A 14,519-nucleotide genomic window follows, 5' to 3' on the forward strand; every position below is an offset into this window, starting at 1 on the left:
AATCTTCTCTATAGCCTTCTGTTATTCTGCTTGTTCTTATTTATCTCTTCCGTCATGGTTTTTAATATCTTATCTTTGCTTTCTTCACTAAGGATAGTTAGATCACCCCCAAACAAACTAATAAAAAAGTTAAAATTGCTCCTGTCATCTCTCATGGAGGTTACTAAAGAAAGTATGTTATTAATTACAGGTTCAAAAATTGGTGCATTTTTATCAATATTAAATGAAAGTTCCTCCTTGATTTCTTGATTTTTCCTTTCGAGTTGTTCAAGTAAATCTCTCATCCATTTACTTTCAAAAGTTTTTTCTATATGGGTAAACTGGTCTCCTTGATAAGTAGCGTTTTCACTAAATTTCTCTTCTTGACTCTGAATCCACATTTCTTCAATTTCTAAGGCTCTTCGTTCTTCCCAATCTGCTACTTCCTCTGCTTCAGTTTCAATCCTTTCTGGGGACTTAATCTGATAAAAATTGTACAGAAAGTCTTCTATATTCTTTTCTTCCCATCCTAAATGCTTCATTTGTTTAAAGGCCTAAATAATAAACATTCAACTGAAAATAATAATACCGAAGGAGATAATTCGAATAAATCATTAATATCGTTCGTCTTTTCTTTTAATCAAGATATGTTATTTCCAGTAATAGGGAAGAGTGTTTCGCTAGATGATAAACAGTTGTTTATAAATAGTTATGAAAATTATGAAGGATATGTTGAAGGTGAAGGAAAAGACGCATATTTAAATTATTACAAATTAGGTAAGGAATATATGGATAAATATTTGGATTTAACAGTATATCTTGAAGAAGAGATCGATTATACAGATTTAATGGAAGAATTATTTAAGGAAGATAAGGTATTTAGAGATGATAAACCGGAAAATTTACCATCAGATAATGATGGACGGGAAACCTTAGGACAAACTTATAGTGAGGTAGAGCTGGGTACTACAGTAGAGCGGGGACCTCAACGTAGTTCATTAAGTAGCAATAAGCAAGGGTTTCCATCGTTTACTAAATTAGAGATGGAGGTAATCAAAGAAACTATTAAGAAAAATGCATCTAAAGTAGAACCTAGAAAAGTTAAAAGACTTAAAAATGCATTAATTATGTTAAAGAAATTAAACAAAGAAACGGATAGTGTAGCAGTAGGAAATGGTTATGAGGAGGAAATAAGAGACTTTATCCTTAACTTTCTTGAGATTAAACATAGTGAAAAACAAAGTACTGGTTCAGCACATAATGAAATAGCTGCAACCATTGAAAATTCCGTAAAAGATAAGTTAAGTGACTCTCAAGATAAGATGAGCAGACAGCTTAAGTTTACGGAGTATTTTATACATAATAAGATTAAAAATTAGAGAATAGATAAGTTAGTTTGCTGTAAAGTATAACTAAAAACTAAAGGGGATCTGCATTCGTAGCTCTAAATTTTATGAAAAGGGCATGTACTAAGTATTCCTTTTCTTTCTAACATAATAAAATTTTGATTTTATAAGGTTTTAAAAAGTTACTTCCATAAAGAATTTTTTAGTTTTTTGATAGATAGTTGAGTAAAAAGGTGATATATGGATTTTTACAAATAAAAAAGGAGTGGTAAAATTCCACTCCTTTTGATCATCATCTAACAAAAGAAAGCAGGGTATTTTCAAAATCAGAATAAGAATTCCATTCCAAAAAACGAACTACGTGATTGGCTCTGTTTCTGTTTTTCGGATTTGATACATCTGGGTCATCATTGGTTAAATCAAAGTATTGTTTTTTGGACAGGGGTGCATTATCATACATCTCTTTAAAGGCTTTTCGAATTTTACCTCTATCATTCGGATCTTGAGGATCATTAAATTTGAACTCACTCCAATGGATTGATTGATTCCGTCCTCCTCGTATAATAAGTGAAATCGGTACATCGTTTTTCTTTAAACTAGTTGGCCAGCTACCAGCCTTACCAAAAGTATACCCTAACCCTTGTTTTGCTTGATCTAAAATGTATCCACAAGTGTCTTGAACATAATCGGTTAAGTACACTGATTTTGCTATCTCGTTATTTAACAAAGCACTTATCTCTGGCAGTAAAGTTGAATCGGATTCCCCCTTTTCTTTCCTGGCTTCTAGTTCGGATATTTTTTTTAGGGCATCTTCTGCTGCATAAAGTCCCCCGTTAATAGAATCAAATAGTAACTCAACTAATGGTCTGCATCGATCCAAGTGATACTGCATTTTCTCTAAATTAATATTTGTTGTCACGATTTCTCGCCCCCTTAATTATGTAATCACCATCAAAATACTACCTCAAAATTTTCTCATTTTTTGAACAAATGGTAAAGGTGATTTTCATTAATAGATAATAATTTAGGAAAATGAAAAAATGATTTGGAATGTGGAAGGGATTTATATTTATATCTTGAAATGTAGTCACAAAATTAGACCGACTCGCTCGTAATACGAAAGAAGGTATTGAAATCATAGAAAGCCTTTTTCAGAAGGGTGGAAAGGTTCATGTGCTGAATATAGGTTTATTAGAAAACACGACAATGGGAAGGTTCTTCCTGCAAACTTTACTGGCAGTTGTTGAAATCGAAAGAAACCTAATTGTAGAACGTACACAAGAAGGAAAGGCACTTGCAAAGCAGCAGGAAGACTTTCGAGAGGGGAGACCAAGAAAGCATACTAAGCAGCAGGTTCAACATGCTTTGAAACTGCTTGAGACTCATATATATAAAGAAGTCGAAGCGCTGACAGGTATCGCAAAAAGAACACTAATTCGAAGGAAAAATGAATATGAAAATGGTTTTGTTTAAAATTTTATTTAGACATTCAAAATGTTTTTTTGAATATATATAAAGACGTTTATTTAGAGTAATATTAGAATATTCGTTTGCTTTTTAATTAAAAATAAAGGGGTAGTATATGAGTAAATTTCAAAATTACATTCATTTTAAAAATTATTGCTTTAAAATAATGCGTAATAATGAATTGAAAATTACTGATCAGATAAATCAAGTTTTCACAGAGTTTGAAAAAGTAGAAAATGTATTGAGTGCCTTAAAGGAAAAAGGAGTTATTGATTATACAAAGAACTCTTTAGAATATGTAGTCAAGTTATTACAGGCAAATAATATGGAAACTACACTAAATTGCATGAAATATTTAACGAAAAAGATAACAAATATGTTAAATGGTGAAGTTAATATCTACTATTTACATACTTCTCTTAACAGCATGCTTGGAATGGAAACATTCTTTTCGGAAAAGTATATATTACAATGTTTTAATTCTAGAAAAGAAACGTCTCTTTATCCTGTACGTATTAAGTGTATTGAAATTGTGGAAGAATCAGAAACAGTTTACTCTATTTCACTAATCGATTTAGACTTGGTTAGAAAGTTTGGAATCTATTTTATATATGATGAAAATGGGGAAATTGCTTATATTGGTAAAAGTAATAGCTGTGTCGTATCTAGATGCTTTAAATCAGTAGAAGAACGTGCATTATATTCATTCTCGAAAATTGAAATACGTTGTACTAAAACAATGTCAGATGCAAATATATATGAACCCTATTACATTGCTAAATATAAACCTTATTTAAACAGTGAATTTATCAATGATGATGAAACTACAATCATTCTTCCAGAACTAGAGGTTACAAAAACGTTTGGTAGAGATGCTTCTGGTGATTCTTTTGAGTTCACTTATTATTTCGTTAGGTCTAAAACGTATGATATCGAAGAAGCAATAGAAAGGTATGGAGATACTCTTTTTTTAGATAATAGGGAAACAAGGGAAATGGTAGAGAAAAAAGGATTGTTGGAAAAGTGGGATGCTCGAAATAAAGCATATGAAAAATGCCTTCGAAAAATAAAAAACTCTGGTCTTATTACCATTAAAGATATACAGGAAGAAATTAGATTGATACGGAAAAATATAGAAGAAAAACAGTAAAAGGAAGAAAAGAAGTATCTATCTCAGACTTTGAAATGTATTTCCAACGATATATGAATCGTGAAGTATCAAAGTCTCAGCTTGCTAAAGAACTAGGGATATCAAGACCAACCCCAGACAAGTTAATCAAAGAGCATCAGTAAGAAAGTTAAGGGACTCTTAAAAGGGTCTCTTTTTATTTACATTTGATTGGGGAGTATTTACCACTTCTAATGCCTATCCAATCCTAAGGTAAGAGGTGAGTAAGTAAAAATCCACCTCATGAAAAAAATAGCTTCGACTAAACGATAGTTATTGACAGAAATTTTATGCTGGCTAACTATTTTACTTTCCACTCTTTTCCGCAGTCTGGACAACGCCATTTAACGATTTTATCAGCTTCAATGCTACTAATCCCAATTTTTCTTGTAAAATGAGTCGCATCATATGCTTTTTGTGATTGTTTTGGAATCAGATCTCCTTGCAAATCAGAATTGCAATATGGACAAAACTCCTTACTGTTTCTCATCAAATCACTCCTTCTAGATAAATCCTAATCTTTAGCTCAAATATAACATATTTAAGTAAGGGTGAATTACTTTTAATCCGTGAATGATTTATTCATGAATGCTGCTTAATAATAATATATCGATTTTATTAAGACGTTAACTCAATAAAGAAAAAATCTCCATAATGGCTACTATTCCTAGCTAATGGAGTTTTTTTGCCCTTTTGTTGGTAATATAGCTTTAATCAATGTTAAATTATAGTAGATTCGATAATAGGGAGTGTGTAAAGGTGGAAGAACAGTGGGTAAAGTATATACCTTTATTGAGTGCTGGAATAGGTGCTATTATTGCAATGCTAATCAATCAAATTATGTCACATGTAAGATGGAAAGAAGAATTAAAAAGAAAAGGTGAAGATAAGTATCTTGAAAGGAAATTAGAAAATTTGCATGATGCCATAATAGAGTTTTTCTTAATGGCAAATAAGGCATTAGAACTTTCCAGAATAGTTGATGGAAGTAAATTAAGACACGTTCAAGACGACATAGAAAAATTAGATGCAGATATTCGGAAAAGAATTGCACAAACTTCACCTTACTTAGAAAGCAATTTAAACCAGAGAGTTGAAAACTTATACGAAATTCTAACAACAATGAGGTTAATCATAAGAAAAGAAATAGAAGGTGATGATAGAGAAATAGTGACTAACTTACTAGGGCTAAATGAAGAATTACATCATATGAATGATGATTTAGGTAATGTAATGAAAGGCTTTCATGTAAAAAAGGAAGGATTTTGGATAAAATGGGTAGCAATAATATCAGTGCTTACTAACGTCCTATTAGTGATGTACATTTTCTCTAATAAATAGGATTTACTATGGGAATAGCAGTTATTTACCAGTATGAAACAAAATTGCTTAAATGGTACCAAGAAAAAGAGCATATTCTAACAAACTCTTTAATTGGAAAATAATAATTATAATGTTGGTTTGAAAGGTACAAAGGATATGTTACTGAACTTACATGGCAGGTAATACGTTGATATTAACTAAGATGGATAGGTTTGCACGTTCCACCGCTAATACCATGGAAAAGGTGAGGATGGTATTTAAAAGGGCGTTAAATTCACATGGGATTAGAAGAAACACCTACAGAAAATCTAATACTTACAGTTATGGGTGCTTTTGCACAGTCTAATAGGGATATGATTATAGAATGTACACAGGAAGGAAAAGCCCTTGCAAAGCAACGTGACGACTCTAGAAAAGAAAGCATTCTAAGCAACAAGTAGAACCTGCCTTGAAGTCATACATACAAAGAAGTTGAAGCAATGACGGAAATAAAAAATCGAACATTTATTAACAGAAAGAATGAACTAGAAGCAAAACAGTTATAAGAGGCTCCTGAGGGGTCTCTTTTCATTTGCATTCGATAGGGAGTATATTTTCCACACTTTTACTGGGGTCATTGCTGAGATAGATCCTATGTACCCTAATCCACACGTCAACGATAACCCGAAACGAAGAATTATGTTGATTATAAATAGTTATAACAAAATAAAATCCAAAAAATACGTTTATTCACTTAAAAGATAAAACTTATGACTTGGTATTTATATGCGTGCTTTTTGTCTATTCAGATTAAAAAGACTTGATTTTTATAGACCATATCCCAATCAATGGGAATAAAATACTCATACTCTAACATTGAATTAAAAATCTGTTTGAGGAGAGGGTTAAATATGTACGGTTGGCCAGTTAGAAATTGGGTTTATACTGGAAACAGAACGCCCTTTGAATGTATGCCACCAAATCACTTTTTAAAGCCTCTAACACAACCATATAATTTATGGCCTGTGAATGGAGTAATGGAAACAATCGGATTACACTTTCCTGAATCAACAGAATACAAAAGGTATTTTGATAATCGTATTATGAGTACAAGAAAAAAATGGCCATCTTTTGATGTTAAGCAATACGCAGTAGGTGGTAATCTGGCGAATGATATTACTGCTGCGGACTTTGACGGGGATGGAAATTTAGATCTTGCGGTTACAAATCTCGGTTCAGATAATGTATCAATACTTTTAGGGAATGGAAACGGTTCTTTTGCACCTCCAATGAATTTCCCAGCGGGTAGTCGACCAGCAGGGATTGTTTCGGCTGATTTTAACGGTGATGGGATAATTGACCTAGCTATAATAAACGATATTGAACAAAGCGGGCCTAGTGGTCCTGAACCCGGCACTGTATCAATTCTGATAGGGATTGGGAACGGTATTTTTCAAGCTCCAATAAGTTATACATTACAATTTGAACCAACATTTGTAATTGTGTCAGACTTCAATCGTGATGGAAAACTTGATTTGGCTGTTACAAATTCACATTCTGAAAGTATATCAATACTTTTAGGGAATGGAGATGGTACTTTTAAGCCTGCTGTGAATTATTCTGTATTACAACCTCCATACACACAAGCAACTCCATTTACTATCGCTGCTGCAGATTTTAATGGGGATGGTCTTATTGACCTGGCTGTTGCAAATAACACATCTTCTAATATTGCTATTCTCTTAGGGAATGGAGATGGTACCTTTAAGCCTCCAATGTATATGGTTGCAGACTATGGTCTTATAGGGATCGTTGCAGCGGACTTTAATAGGGATGGAATTGTAGATATAGCTGTTGCAAGCAATGTTAGCGATAAAGTCTCTATTTATTTAGGGAATGGGGATGGTACTTTTAAGCCTGCTGGGAGTTACCAAAGAGGAATCGAGACGCAGATGCTTGTCGCAGCAGATTTAAACGGAGACGGTATTATAGATTTAGCTGCTACAAACACCGATTCCAATAGTATTTCGGTACTTATTGGCAATGGAGACGGTACATTTGAGGTTGCAAATAACATTCACGCTGGTATGACTCCTGAGGTCATCATAGCTCATGATTTTAATAATGATGGAAGGATTGACCTTGCTGTTACAAACTTCAATTCTGATAATAATGGAAAACCATTAGGAACAGGATATGTATCAATTCTTCTAAGTAAAAATTGTTAATGGTTCAATACAGTTAAAGTCGACGTTGCAACTTTAAATTGGGACGTTTTTAGAAGGCTACCAAACGAGTGAACCGCCCCCCCAATTGTTAGATACAACTAACAATTGGGGGGGCGGTTTTTCTATGACCAAATATGAATTTGAGTAAAACTACAGGCAGTTCTTGCCTCTTAAAAAAGGAACAGAATCATTTGAGATTGACACCTGTAGCTTAGGAAATGAAACATTCCCAAAACAAATTAAAAGGATTCGTGAGAAGTTTCCAGACATGCAAATTCGAGTTTACAAGTATTCAATGTTGAAGTCCAATGTAAAAAGGTAATTCAATGGTCGAAAGAATTACCTCCCTTACCGAATTACAAAAAAATACAAGCTTCTGATTGGTCGTCAACCGAGGAAAGGTGACTTGGTTTTTGTTCCGAGTCAACAAGATTTTTTGAGTCAGTTTCCTCTCAAAGGAACAACGTTTATGTTGAAAGCTGGGATGACTCTAATACTTCCAATCAGTTATTACAAATTTATAGAGAAAATCAAATACTCTCCATTGTGGAAAGTATTTATAAGTAGAAAACTTAAATCTTAGTAGAGAACCAGACACTTTTAACTAAGAATTTGGCCACCATCTGGTTGTCCAAGAACCGTGATATCTAAAGCAACATTAATTAGTTCAGGCCATTCTATTTCCAAATAAAAGTTTACACCTTTGGCATCTCCATCAGTATGCGGAGCAACATTTTTTACAGAAACTTTGGCATCCCCCTTTCCAACGACGTATCTGCCACTGGTCACCTACTCTAAGGTCTGTTACAAGATATCCCTCACTAGCAGAGATGTGAACTACTGAATATTCATCAATTAAATTCACCCCAAAAATAGTGGTACCATCCTGACGTCGCTTGAGGCCAATATACACGTATTGTTGTAGCTTCTGCCATACTTTCTATCACTCCTTTTGGTTGTTAACATTTTTAGTTTCCTCTAAAAAGGACGAAAAATCCTAAAATTTTTTTTTTTACTTTGTTGCGATAAAAAGTTTTCCACTATAATGAAATTACCATATACAGCACAGTTAAGGACTCCAAGGAGGCTCTTAACGATGAAAGGAAGCGTCAAAAAAGATAAGAGAACAGGAAAATATTTTTATATTGTAGATATTGGTATTGACCCCTTAACTGGTAAAAGAAAACAAAAAAAGAAAAGAGGATTCATTACCAAAAAAGAAGCAGAAAATGCTTTAGCAATACTGTTTTCAGAAGTTCATACGGGAGCATATGTAGAACCTAGTAAGCTACTTTATGGTGAATATCTTGAGGGTTGGTTTAATACGAAGAAGCACAGTGTTGGTATCCAAACAGCAAAGGTATTGAAAGGATACTTAAACAGTCGCATTATTCCTTCTCTAGGCAATATCAAACTAGCAAAGTTAACATCATTGCATATGCAAAACTACGTCAATTCGCTGCGGGACGAAGGTTTAAAGCGAGGAACAATTGAGAAGATAATCAAAATCATTCGGAACTCTTTTGAACATGCAATAGATTTAGAGTTAATTACTAAAAATGTTGCAGCGAAAACAAAGTTGCCTAAAGCTGATAAGGAAGAGTTAACTGTGTGGAATGAACATGAAGTACAGTTGTTTTTAAAAGCTGCACAGGATAGCAGTTATTCTATCGTCTTTCATATGGCTCTTGTAACTGGAATGCGACAAGGTGAATTGCTAGGCTTGCGGTGGAAAGATGTTGATTTAGAAAAGGGGCATTTAACTATTAGCCAAACGTTAAGCCATGATGGGAAGACGTTCTTGCTTGGAGGAAAGACGAAATCAAGTTTAAGAAAGATACTATTACCTGCATCAACAGTAGCGACGCTAAAGAAGCATAGAGCAGTTGTATTGAAAGAGAAGCTGAGTCAAGGTGAGGAATACCAAGACAATGAATTGGTAATGTGTACTACTTCTGGAACACCAATTAATCCTGCTAATGTTAGACGAAGTTTAAACACTTTGATTAAGAAAGCGGCTGTTCCAAAGATTCGCTTTCATGATTTACGTCATACACATGCAACTCTGCTATTGGCTAAAGGTGTGAATGTGAAGGTGATTTCCGAGCGGTTAGGTCATAGTAATATCAAAATTACACTAGATACTTATTCGCATGTACTGCCAACGATGCAAGAGGATGCAGTTAATAAAATAGAAGAGATTTTGTAGGAAATGTGACCAATTCTGTGACCACTAGTGTTGTAGCATACGAGTTTAGACAAATAAAAACCGCATCAAATGTTGATTTGACACGGTTTCTACAAATATGATCCCGACTGGCCTCGAACCAGCGACCTCCACCCTGTCAAGGTGGCGCTCTCCCTGCTGAGCTACGGGATCTTCAAGAATGCTTATATAATAGCATCTTTAATCATATGTTAAAGCAATTATATATAATTAACTGAAATTTTACAATATTATTTATAATAATCTTTTAAAGGTAGAATATTTGGAATCACGCTAGTAGTGTATGAAGGAACATATATAAGAAGAGAATTTAATTGAAAGCGGTTATATTATGATTTCCGATACTTATCCAAAGGGTTTTCATCACTTAAATCAACAAGAAAAGGGAATAAGAAGTGTAGGGGTAAGCTTATAAGTTCAGTCATAGAGTTCAATGTTGTTTGTGATAGGTATTGCCTTCCAAAACAATACGGACAATCCTTTTCAAATGTTATGAGAAGCGACCATATATCTGTTACTCTCCACTTCGTTTTACAATATGTACAACGGGCCATGAAGTTCCTCCTCATCTTTCGTTTAGTTATTTCCTGTATATTCCATTTGGTTATACTAAAGCTAATTGTATTTGTTTAGGATTTTACATGTATTTCGTATGGTTAAATGTAGGTTATTTTAGTTTTTGAGGGCTCAAGATTGCGATGTATTAAGTAGTTCATGATCGATTTGATTTCATGTGAGGTTTATATTAGATTAGGAAGCGAAATTTCCAATATATAAATTGGCCAATATATCCTTTTTACAATTTTCAAGAAATCATGTATAACAGAAGTACAAGATTATTTTATAAATATACAGGAGTAGAGGGAGAATAGTTGTAATGGTAAGAAAAACGTTTAAGATGCGTGTGTCTAGAAATAGAACGATTTCGATTAATGGTTCGATTCTTGATGTGGATGTTACACATGATGAGTTTTTGCAAGAGTTTGTTGAGTGGGTCGATTCTAAAGGTTGGTCATTTATGGGGATGACGGATGAGATTACGGCCGAGGAAGCTGGACAAAATTTAATAGATTCGTTGATTGATGAGAAGGATAAGAAAGAGTAATTCCTTCTTATTTTTTAATGTATATTTATGTTCCTAATCGTAAAAATATGATATAGTAAAAAATAGTGAATATCCTTCCAAATTAATACAAATAACATATAGATTGGTAGAGTTATTTTATAGAGTGTGAAAGTAAAGTGAAAAGGGAGAGTCATATGGTTAATTTTAAGAAAATTTCGGCTTTTATTATGGTTATTTGTTTATTTTTTTTGACGCCTATGACGTTATATGCTGAGACGAATGTTGGAGTGAATCCAGAGCAAGTGGCACCGCCACCTGCGGAAGGGCCAAATGTATTTAGTCAGTTTGCGACTACGATTGATGCGAAAACAGGAGATGTCCTATATGACAAAAATGCACATCATCGTGCGTTTCCTGCTAGTATGACGAAAGTGTTAACGGCGATTTTGCTGATGGAGCATACGAAGCCAGAGGATCAATTTACGTTTTCGCAATTAGCATTAGATCAAGAGAAGAGTAATTATCAAATTGAGTTTCAAGCTGGTGAGACTATTAATAGAGATACTGCACTTATGATTTTAATGGTGTTAAGTGCGAATGATGTATCATATGCGATTGCGGAGCATATTGGAGGAAGTGTTGAAAATTTCGCCAATATGATGAACGAAAAGGCGAAGCAATTAGGAGCTAAAGATAGTCATTTTGTAACGCCAAATGGATTGCATGATCCGAATCATTATACGACGCCATATGATATGGCGATGATTACGAGAGGTGTGCAAAAGTATCCTGAAATTTTGCAAGCGATGAATACGAAAAGAACGACGGTTACGACATCTAGGCAGACAGTATCTATTTTTAATAAGTCTATTTATTTTGAAAATCCATATAGTATTGGTGGTAAGACGGGTTTTACGAATGAGGCGCGTAATACGCTCGTTTTATTAAATGAGAAAGATGGAAATCGCATAATAAATGTAGTGATGGCTTCTCAAAGACCTGAAATTTATGAAGATTTAAAGCAGATGGCTGAATATTCTTTTGGCCAATTTGCGAAACAAACTGTACTAGATAAAAATAATTGGCATCAAAAGACAACGTATTTAAACAAAGATGTTGATAGTGAACTTGAAAAAAGTGTAGATCTTATGCTTAAGAAAGATGAAGGAAAAAATGTGAAAACTACTTTCCGAGCGGCGTCATTAGATAAAGAATCTTTGTATCATAAAGGAATTCATCGTGGTGAGATAGTTGGAGCAGTTGATATTACGAAAAATAATCAAACAATCGCGACTATTAATGTTCTTTCAAAAGAAGATGTTACTTTTGCGATGCCAAAAAAAGATACAGTGGAGCCTGAAGTAAAGGACTCGAATGTAAAAATGATAAGTATTGGGATAGGCAGTATTGTAATATTTGGCGCACTACTGTATGTAATTTTGCGTCGTAATAAACAAAGGGTTAAATCAGAGGAAAAGTAGGTTGTTATGAAAACTGCGAAGAAATTTGTTCGCAGTTTTTTGTTGTATTAACATATGTTTAAAAAGTGATGTTGATTAAAAAGTCGGATTTTACAAATAATTGTAAATTTTCACCTTGCATTTCTTATTTGTTCGTTATATTATTTGTATATGTTCTTGTTGAAGAACAGTCTGAATGTTATTAATTTCAAAATAATATAAAACAGCGGAGAGGGAGAGATACGATGAAATTAGTTTGGAAGATTATTAGCAACGTTATCTCATTTGTTTTATTTGCATTGATGGTTTTTTTAGCTTTTGTAGTTATTTCGTCAAAAGCGAGTGGCGGGGATCCGACTGTGATGGGATATCAATTTAAAACAGTGTTATCAGGATCGATGGAACCGACATTTTTAACAGGATCAATTATTGCGGTAGAGCCAACTAAAGATGGTTCTAAATATAAAAAAGGCGATGTTATTACGTTTAAAGAGAAAGATAACAAAATTATCACTCACCGTATTATTGGTGTGAAAGATACAAATGGAAAAGTAATGTATGAAACAAAAGGGGATAACAACAACGGAGCAGATTTAGAGCCAGTACTTGCAGAGAACGTAATTGGAAAGTACGGAGACATTACAGTACCGTATGTTGGTTATTTACTGAATTATGCGAATTCAAAAGCGGGAGCTGCATTACTTCTCATTATTCCTGGAGTCTTTTTACTTGGCTATTCCGCAATTTCTATTTTTGGTGCTATTCGTAGTATCGATGGGGAAAAGAAAGATAAAAAAGTAGGACAATCCGTATAGTTATTTTGGTTATAACTTCCTATTTGGAAGTTAACAAATATATATTATGGGGGATTTGGACATGACTTTAAAGAAAAAATTAGGAATGGGTATCGCATCAGCAGTACTAGGAGCAGCATTAGTTGGTGGAGGAACATTTGCATTCTTTAGCGACAAAGAAGTGTCAAACAATACATTTGCGGCTGGTACACTTGATTTAGCGGCAAACCCATCGACAGTTGTTGATGTATCGAATTTAAAGCCTGGCGATACAATTAAAAGAGATTTTAAACTAGAAAATAAAGGCTCTTTAGACATTAAAAAAGTTTTACTAAAAACAGATTACAAAGTAAGCGATGCGAAGGGCGACAATAAAGATGATTTTGGTAAACATATTAAAGTCACATTCTTAAAAAATGTAGATAAGCATGAAACAATTGTAAAAGAAACAACGCTAGATAAATTGAAGGGCGACACACTTACAGCGGTAGATAATGATTTATCTGCTTGGTTCTGGGATGAAAAAGGTATTTCTGCAGGTAAGTCGGATAAATTTACAGTGAAATTCGAGTTTGTTGATAATAAAAAAGACCAAAATGAATTCCAAGGCGATAAACTAAATTTAACTTGGACGTTTGATGCACAACAAACAGATGGTACAGAAAGATAATATAATATAAAAGGGGCTATCACCTTGATAGCCCCTTTTACAGTTAAATAGCGTAGATTGGAATGTATTTTCTAGGATATGGCTATCATTTTGTACAAGTCTTTATTATAATGAAAGTAATGTTCTATATAAAGAACACATTGTTCGATGGGAGAGATTGAGATGCTGAAAACACCTCGCAAATTAAAAAAGCTGCTTATATTGCCGTGTATGTGCTCTATTACGTTTTATTTAGGCTCTCAAATGATGACGTATACAGAAGCTGCATTTATTCATGAAACGAAAGTAGAAGCCACTCTTTCTACAGCGATTATATTTCCGAAAACAGTTGATACGTTAAAAGAGCAAGCTGAGCAACATAAACAGTATATTGGACATGAGTATGGAGAAATGAAAGCGAAATTGAAAGTTACTTCTATTGAAGAAATAGAACAGGCAATTGTTGTATGGCAGCAAGGACGTGAGAAAATTGCTTCTGAGAAGGAGGCTTTACAAAAAGTATATACTTTAATAGAAACTCCTTACAATCAAATACAAGAAGAATTAAAAGTGAATAAAAGTGAATCAATTCAGCAAGTATCTTTGTATGTGAACGAAGGTTTTCATAGCATTAAAGAGAAGCGTGATTATGTTGATAAAGAGGCTAGTTTGCCAGCAATTGATGAGCAAATTCAGGCTCTACAACAACTATTAAAAGATGAAACAGTAAAGAAACAGAATGAAATAGAAGAACAGAAGAAAGCAGAAGAACAGAAGAAAGTAGAAGAACAGAAGAAAGCAGAAGAACAGAAGAAAGCAGAAGAACAGAAGAA

At 33.7% G+C, this 14,519-nt stretch carries 17 protein-coding genes, 1 tRNA gene and 1 pseudogene; 13 read left to right on the forward strand and 6 right to left on the reverse strand.

Features of this window, described 5'->3' with window-relative positions:
* Window positions 1-8: 8 nt before the first annotated feature.
* The gene (locus tag U860_RS0115085; protein ID WP_025149199.1) at window positions 9-521 is read right to left on the reverse strand and encodes a hypothetical protein; all 513 of its coding nucleotides are present in this window, start codon (window positions 519-521) and stop codon (window positions 9-11) included.
* Between U860_RS0115085 and U860_RS0115090 the strand changes: the two genes are divergently transcribed.
* Window positions 522-1,358, forward strand: coding sequence for a hypothetical protein (locus tag U860_RS0115090; RefSeq protein ID WP_162791003.1), 837 nt, complete (start codon window positions 522-524; stop codon window positions 1,356-1,358).
* 259 nt (window positions 1,359-1,617) lie between these two features.
* On the opposite strand, the gene U860_RS0115095 is transcribed toward U860_RS0115090, so the two are convergent.
* Window positions 1,618-2,244, reverse strand: coding sequence for a hypothetical protein (locus U860_RS0115095; protein WP_025149201.1), 627 nt, complete (start codon window positions 2,242-2,244; stop codon window positions 1,618-1,620).
* 164 nt (window positions 2,245-2,408) lie between these two features.
* Here U860_RS0115095 and U860_RS0115100 point away from each other — a divergent pair.
* A pseudogene (locus U860_RS0115100) lies at window positions 2,409-2,798 on the forward strand (recombinase family protein); the annotation flags it as partial.
* A gap of 109 nt (window positions 2,799-2,907) precedes the next feature.
* Window positions 2,908-3,942, forward strand: coding sequence for a hypothetical protein (locus U860_RS0115105; RefSeq protein WP_025149203.1), 1,035 nt, complete (start codon window positions 2,908-2,910; stop codon window positions 3,940-3,942).
* A gap of 319 nt (window positions 3,943-4,261) precedes the next feature.
* On the opposite strand, the gene U860_RS0115110 is transcribed toward U860_RS0115105, so the two are convergent.
* Window positions 4,262-4,450 carry a hypothetical protein gene (locus U860_RS0115110; RefSeq protein WP_025149204.1) on the reverse strand — a complete coding sequence of 63 codons (189 nt, stop codon included), beginning with the start codon at window positions 4,448-4,450 and terminating at the stop codon, window positions 4,262-4,264.
* Between the two features lie 269 nt (window positions 4,451-4,719).
* Between U860_RS0115110 and U860_RS0115115 the strand changes: the two genes are divergently transcribed.
* The 4 genes from U860_RS0115115 (at window position 4,720) to U860_RS0115125 (ending at window position 7,490) form a co-directional block, all read left to right on the forward strand.
* A complete protein-coding gene (locus U860_RS0115115) occupies window positions 4,720-5,301 on the forward strand; it encodes a hypothetical protein (protein WP_025149205.1) in 582 nt (193 codons plus the stop codon).
* A 260-nt stretch (window positions 5,302-5,561) separates the two neighbouring features.
* Window positions 5,562-5,723, forward strand: a complete 162-nt coding sequence (locus tag U860_RS36435; protein WP_240184472.1) for a recombinase family protein — start codon at window positions 5,562-5,564, stop codon at window positions 5,721-5,723.
* 39 nt (window positions 5,724-5,762) lie between these two features.
* The gene (locus U860_RS36440) at window positions 5,763-5,828 is read left to right on the forward strand and encodes a hypothetical protein (RefSeq protein ID WP_240184475.1); all 66 of its coding nucleotides are present in this window, start codon (window positions 5,763-5,765) and stop codon (window positions 5,826-5,828) included.
* Window positions 5,829-6,173: 345 nt separating this feature from the next.
* The gene (locus U860_RS0115125) at window positions 6,174-7,490 is read left to right on the forward strand and encodes a VCBS repeat-containing protein (RefSeq protein ID WP_025149206.1); all 1,317 of its coding nucleotides are present in this window, start codon (window positions 6,174-6,176) and stop codon (window positions 7,488-7,490) included.
* A 600-nt stretch (window positions 7,491-8,090) separates the two neighbouring features.
* Here the strand turns inward: U860_RS0115125 and U860_RS0115135 are convergent.
* A complete protein-coding gene (locus U860_RS0115135) occupies window positions 8,091-8,279 on the reverse strand; it encodes a hypothetical protein (protein ID WP_025149207.1) in 189 nt (62 codons plus the stop codon).
* 307 nt (window positions 8,280-8,586) lie between these two features.
* Between U860_RS0115135 and U860_RS0115145 the strand changes: the two genes are divergently transcribed.
* The gene (locus U860_RS0115145; RefSeq protein ID WP_025149208.1) at window positions 8,587-9,699 is read left to right on the forward strand and encodes a site-specific integrase; all 1,113 of its coding nucleotides are present in this window, start codon (window positions 8,587-8,589) and stop codon (window positions 9,697-9,699) included.
* Window positions 9,700-9,797: 98 nt separating this feature from the next.
* Here U860_RS0115145 and U860_RS0115150 read toward each other — a convergent pair.
* Window positions 9,798-9,870 (reverse strand) — tRNA-Val (locus U860_RS0115150).
* A gap of 176 nt (window positions 9,871-10,046) precedes the next feature.
* Window positions 10,047-10,271, reverse strand: a complete 225-nt coding sequence (locus U860_RS0115155) for a hypothetical protein (protein ID WP_025149209.1) — start codon at window positions 10,269-10,271, stop codon at window positions 10,047-10,049.
* Window positions 10,272-10,594: 323 nt separating this feature from the next.
* Here U860_RS0115155 and U860_RS0115160 point away from each other — a divergent pair, with 323 nt between their 5' ends.
* The 5 genes from U860_RS0115160 to U860_RS0115180 all read left to right on the forward strand — a co-directional run.
* Complete coding sequence (locus U860_RS0115160) at window positions 10,595-10,822, forward strand: hypothetical protein (protein ID WP_025149210.1); 228 nt, start codon at window positions 10,595-10,597, stop codon at window positions 10,820-10,822.
* A gap of 155 nt (window positions 10,823-10,977) precedes the next feature.
* A complete protein-coding gene (locus tag U860_RS0115165) occupies window positions 10,978-12,264 on the forward strand; it encodes a D-alanyl-D-alanine carboxypeptidase family protein (protein WP_025149211.1) in 1,287 nt (428 codons plus the stop codon).
* 224 nt (window positions 12,265-12,488) lie between these two features.
* Window positions 12,489-13,058 carry a signal peptidase I gene (locus U860_RS0115170; RefSeq protein WP_025149212.1) on the forward strand — a complete coding sequence of 190 codons (570 nt, stop codon included), beginning with the start codon at window positions 12,489-12,491 and terminating at the stop codon, window positions 13,056-13,058.
* 61 nt (window positions 13,059-13,119) lie between these two features.
* Window positions 13,120-13,707, forward strand: a complete 588-nt coding sequence (locus U860_RS0115175) for a CalY family protein (RefSeq protein WP_002064335.1) — start codon at window positions 13,120-13,122, stop codon at window positions 13,705-13,707.
* Between the two features lie 162 nt (window positions 13,708-13,869).
* Window positions 13,870-14,519, forward strand: a 650-nt coding sequence (locus U860_RS0115180; protein ID WP_025149213.1) for a DUF4047 domain-containing protein, incomplete at its 3' end; no start/stop codon positions are given.

It is taken from the genome of Bacillus sp. H1a (genome assembly GCF_000633475.1).
Taxonomy (GTDB): domain Bacteria; phylum Bacillota; class Bacilli; order Bacillales; family Bacillaceae_G; genus Bacillus_A; species Bacillus_A paramycoides.

Excerpts from the sequence above, each read along its gene's own strand:
- U860_RS0115085 (WP_025149199.1), bottom strand. The coding sequence starts at position 521 with ATGAAGCATTTAGGATGGGAAGAAAAGAATATAGAAGACTTTCTGTAC.
- U860_RS0115105 (WP_025149203.1), top strand. The coding sequence starts at position 2,908 with ATGAGTAAATTTCAAAATTACATTCATTTTAAAAATTATTGCTTTAAA.
- U860_RS0115110 (WP_025149204.1), bottom strand. The coding sequence starts at position 4,450 with ATGAGAAACAGTAAGGAGTTTTGTCCATATTGCAATTCTGATTTGCAA.
- U860_RS36435 (WP_240184472.1), top strand. The coding sequence starts at position 5,562 with ATGGGATTAGAAGAAACACCTACAGAAAATCTAATACTTACAGTTATG.
- U860_RS0115125 (WP_025149206.1), top strand. The coding sequence starts at position 6,174 with ATGTACGGTTGGCCAGTTAGAAATTGGGTTTATACTGGAAACAGAACG.
- U860_RS0115145 (WP_025149208.1), top strand. The coding sequence starts at position 8,587 with ATGAAAGGAAGCGTCAAAAAAGATAAGAGAACAGGAAAATATTTTTAT.
- U860_RS0115155 (WP_025149209.1), bottom strand. The coding sequence starts at position 10,271 with ATGGCCCGTTGTACATATTGTAAAACGAAGTGGAGAGTAACAGATATA.
- U860_RS0115160 (WP_025149210.1), top strand. The coding sequence starts at position 10,595 with ATGGTAAGAAAAACGTTTAAGATGCGTGTGTCTAGAAATAGAACGATT.
- U860_RS0115165 (WP_025149211.1), top strand. The coding sequence starts at position 10,978 with ATGGTTAATTTTAAGAAAATTTCGGCTTTTATTATGGTTATTTGTTTA.
- U860_RS0115170 (WP_025149212.1), top strand. The coding sequence starts at position 12,489 with ATGAAATTAGTTTGGAAGATTATTAGCAACGTTATCTCATTTGTTTTA.
- U860_RS0115175 (WP_002064335.1), top strand. The coding sequence starts at position 13,120 with ATGACTTTAAAGAAAAAATTAGGAATGGGTATCGCATCAGCAGTACTA.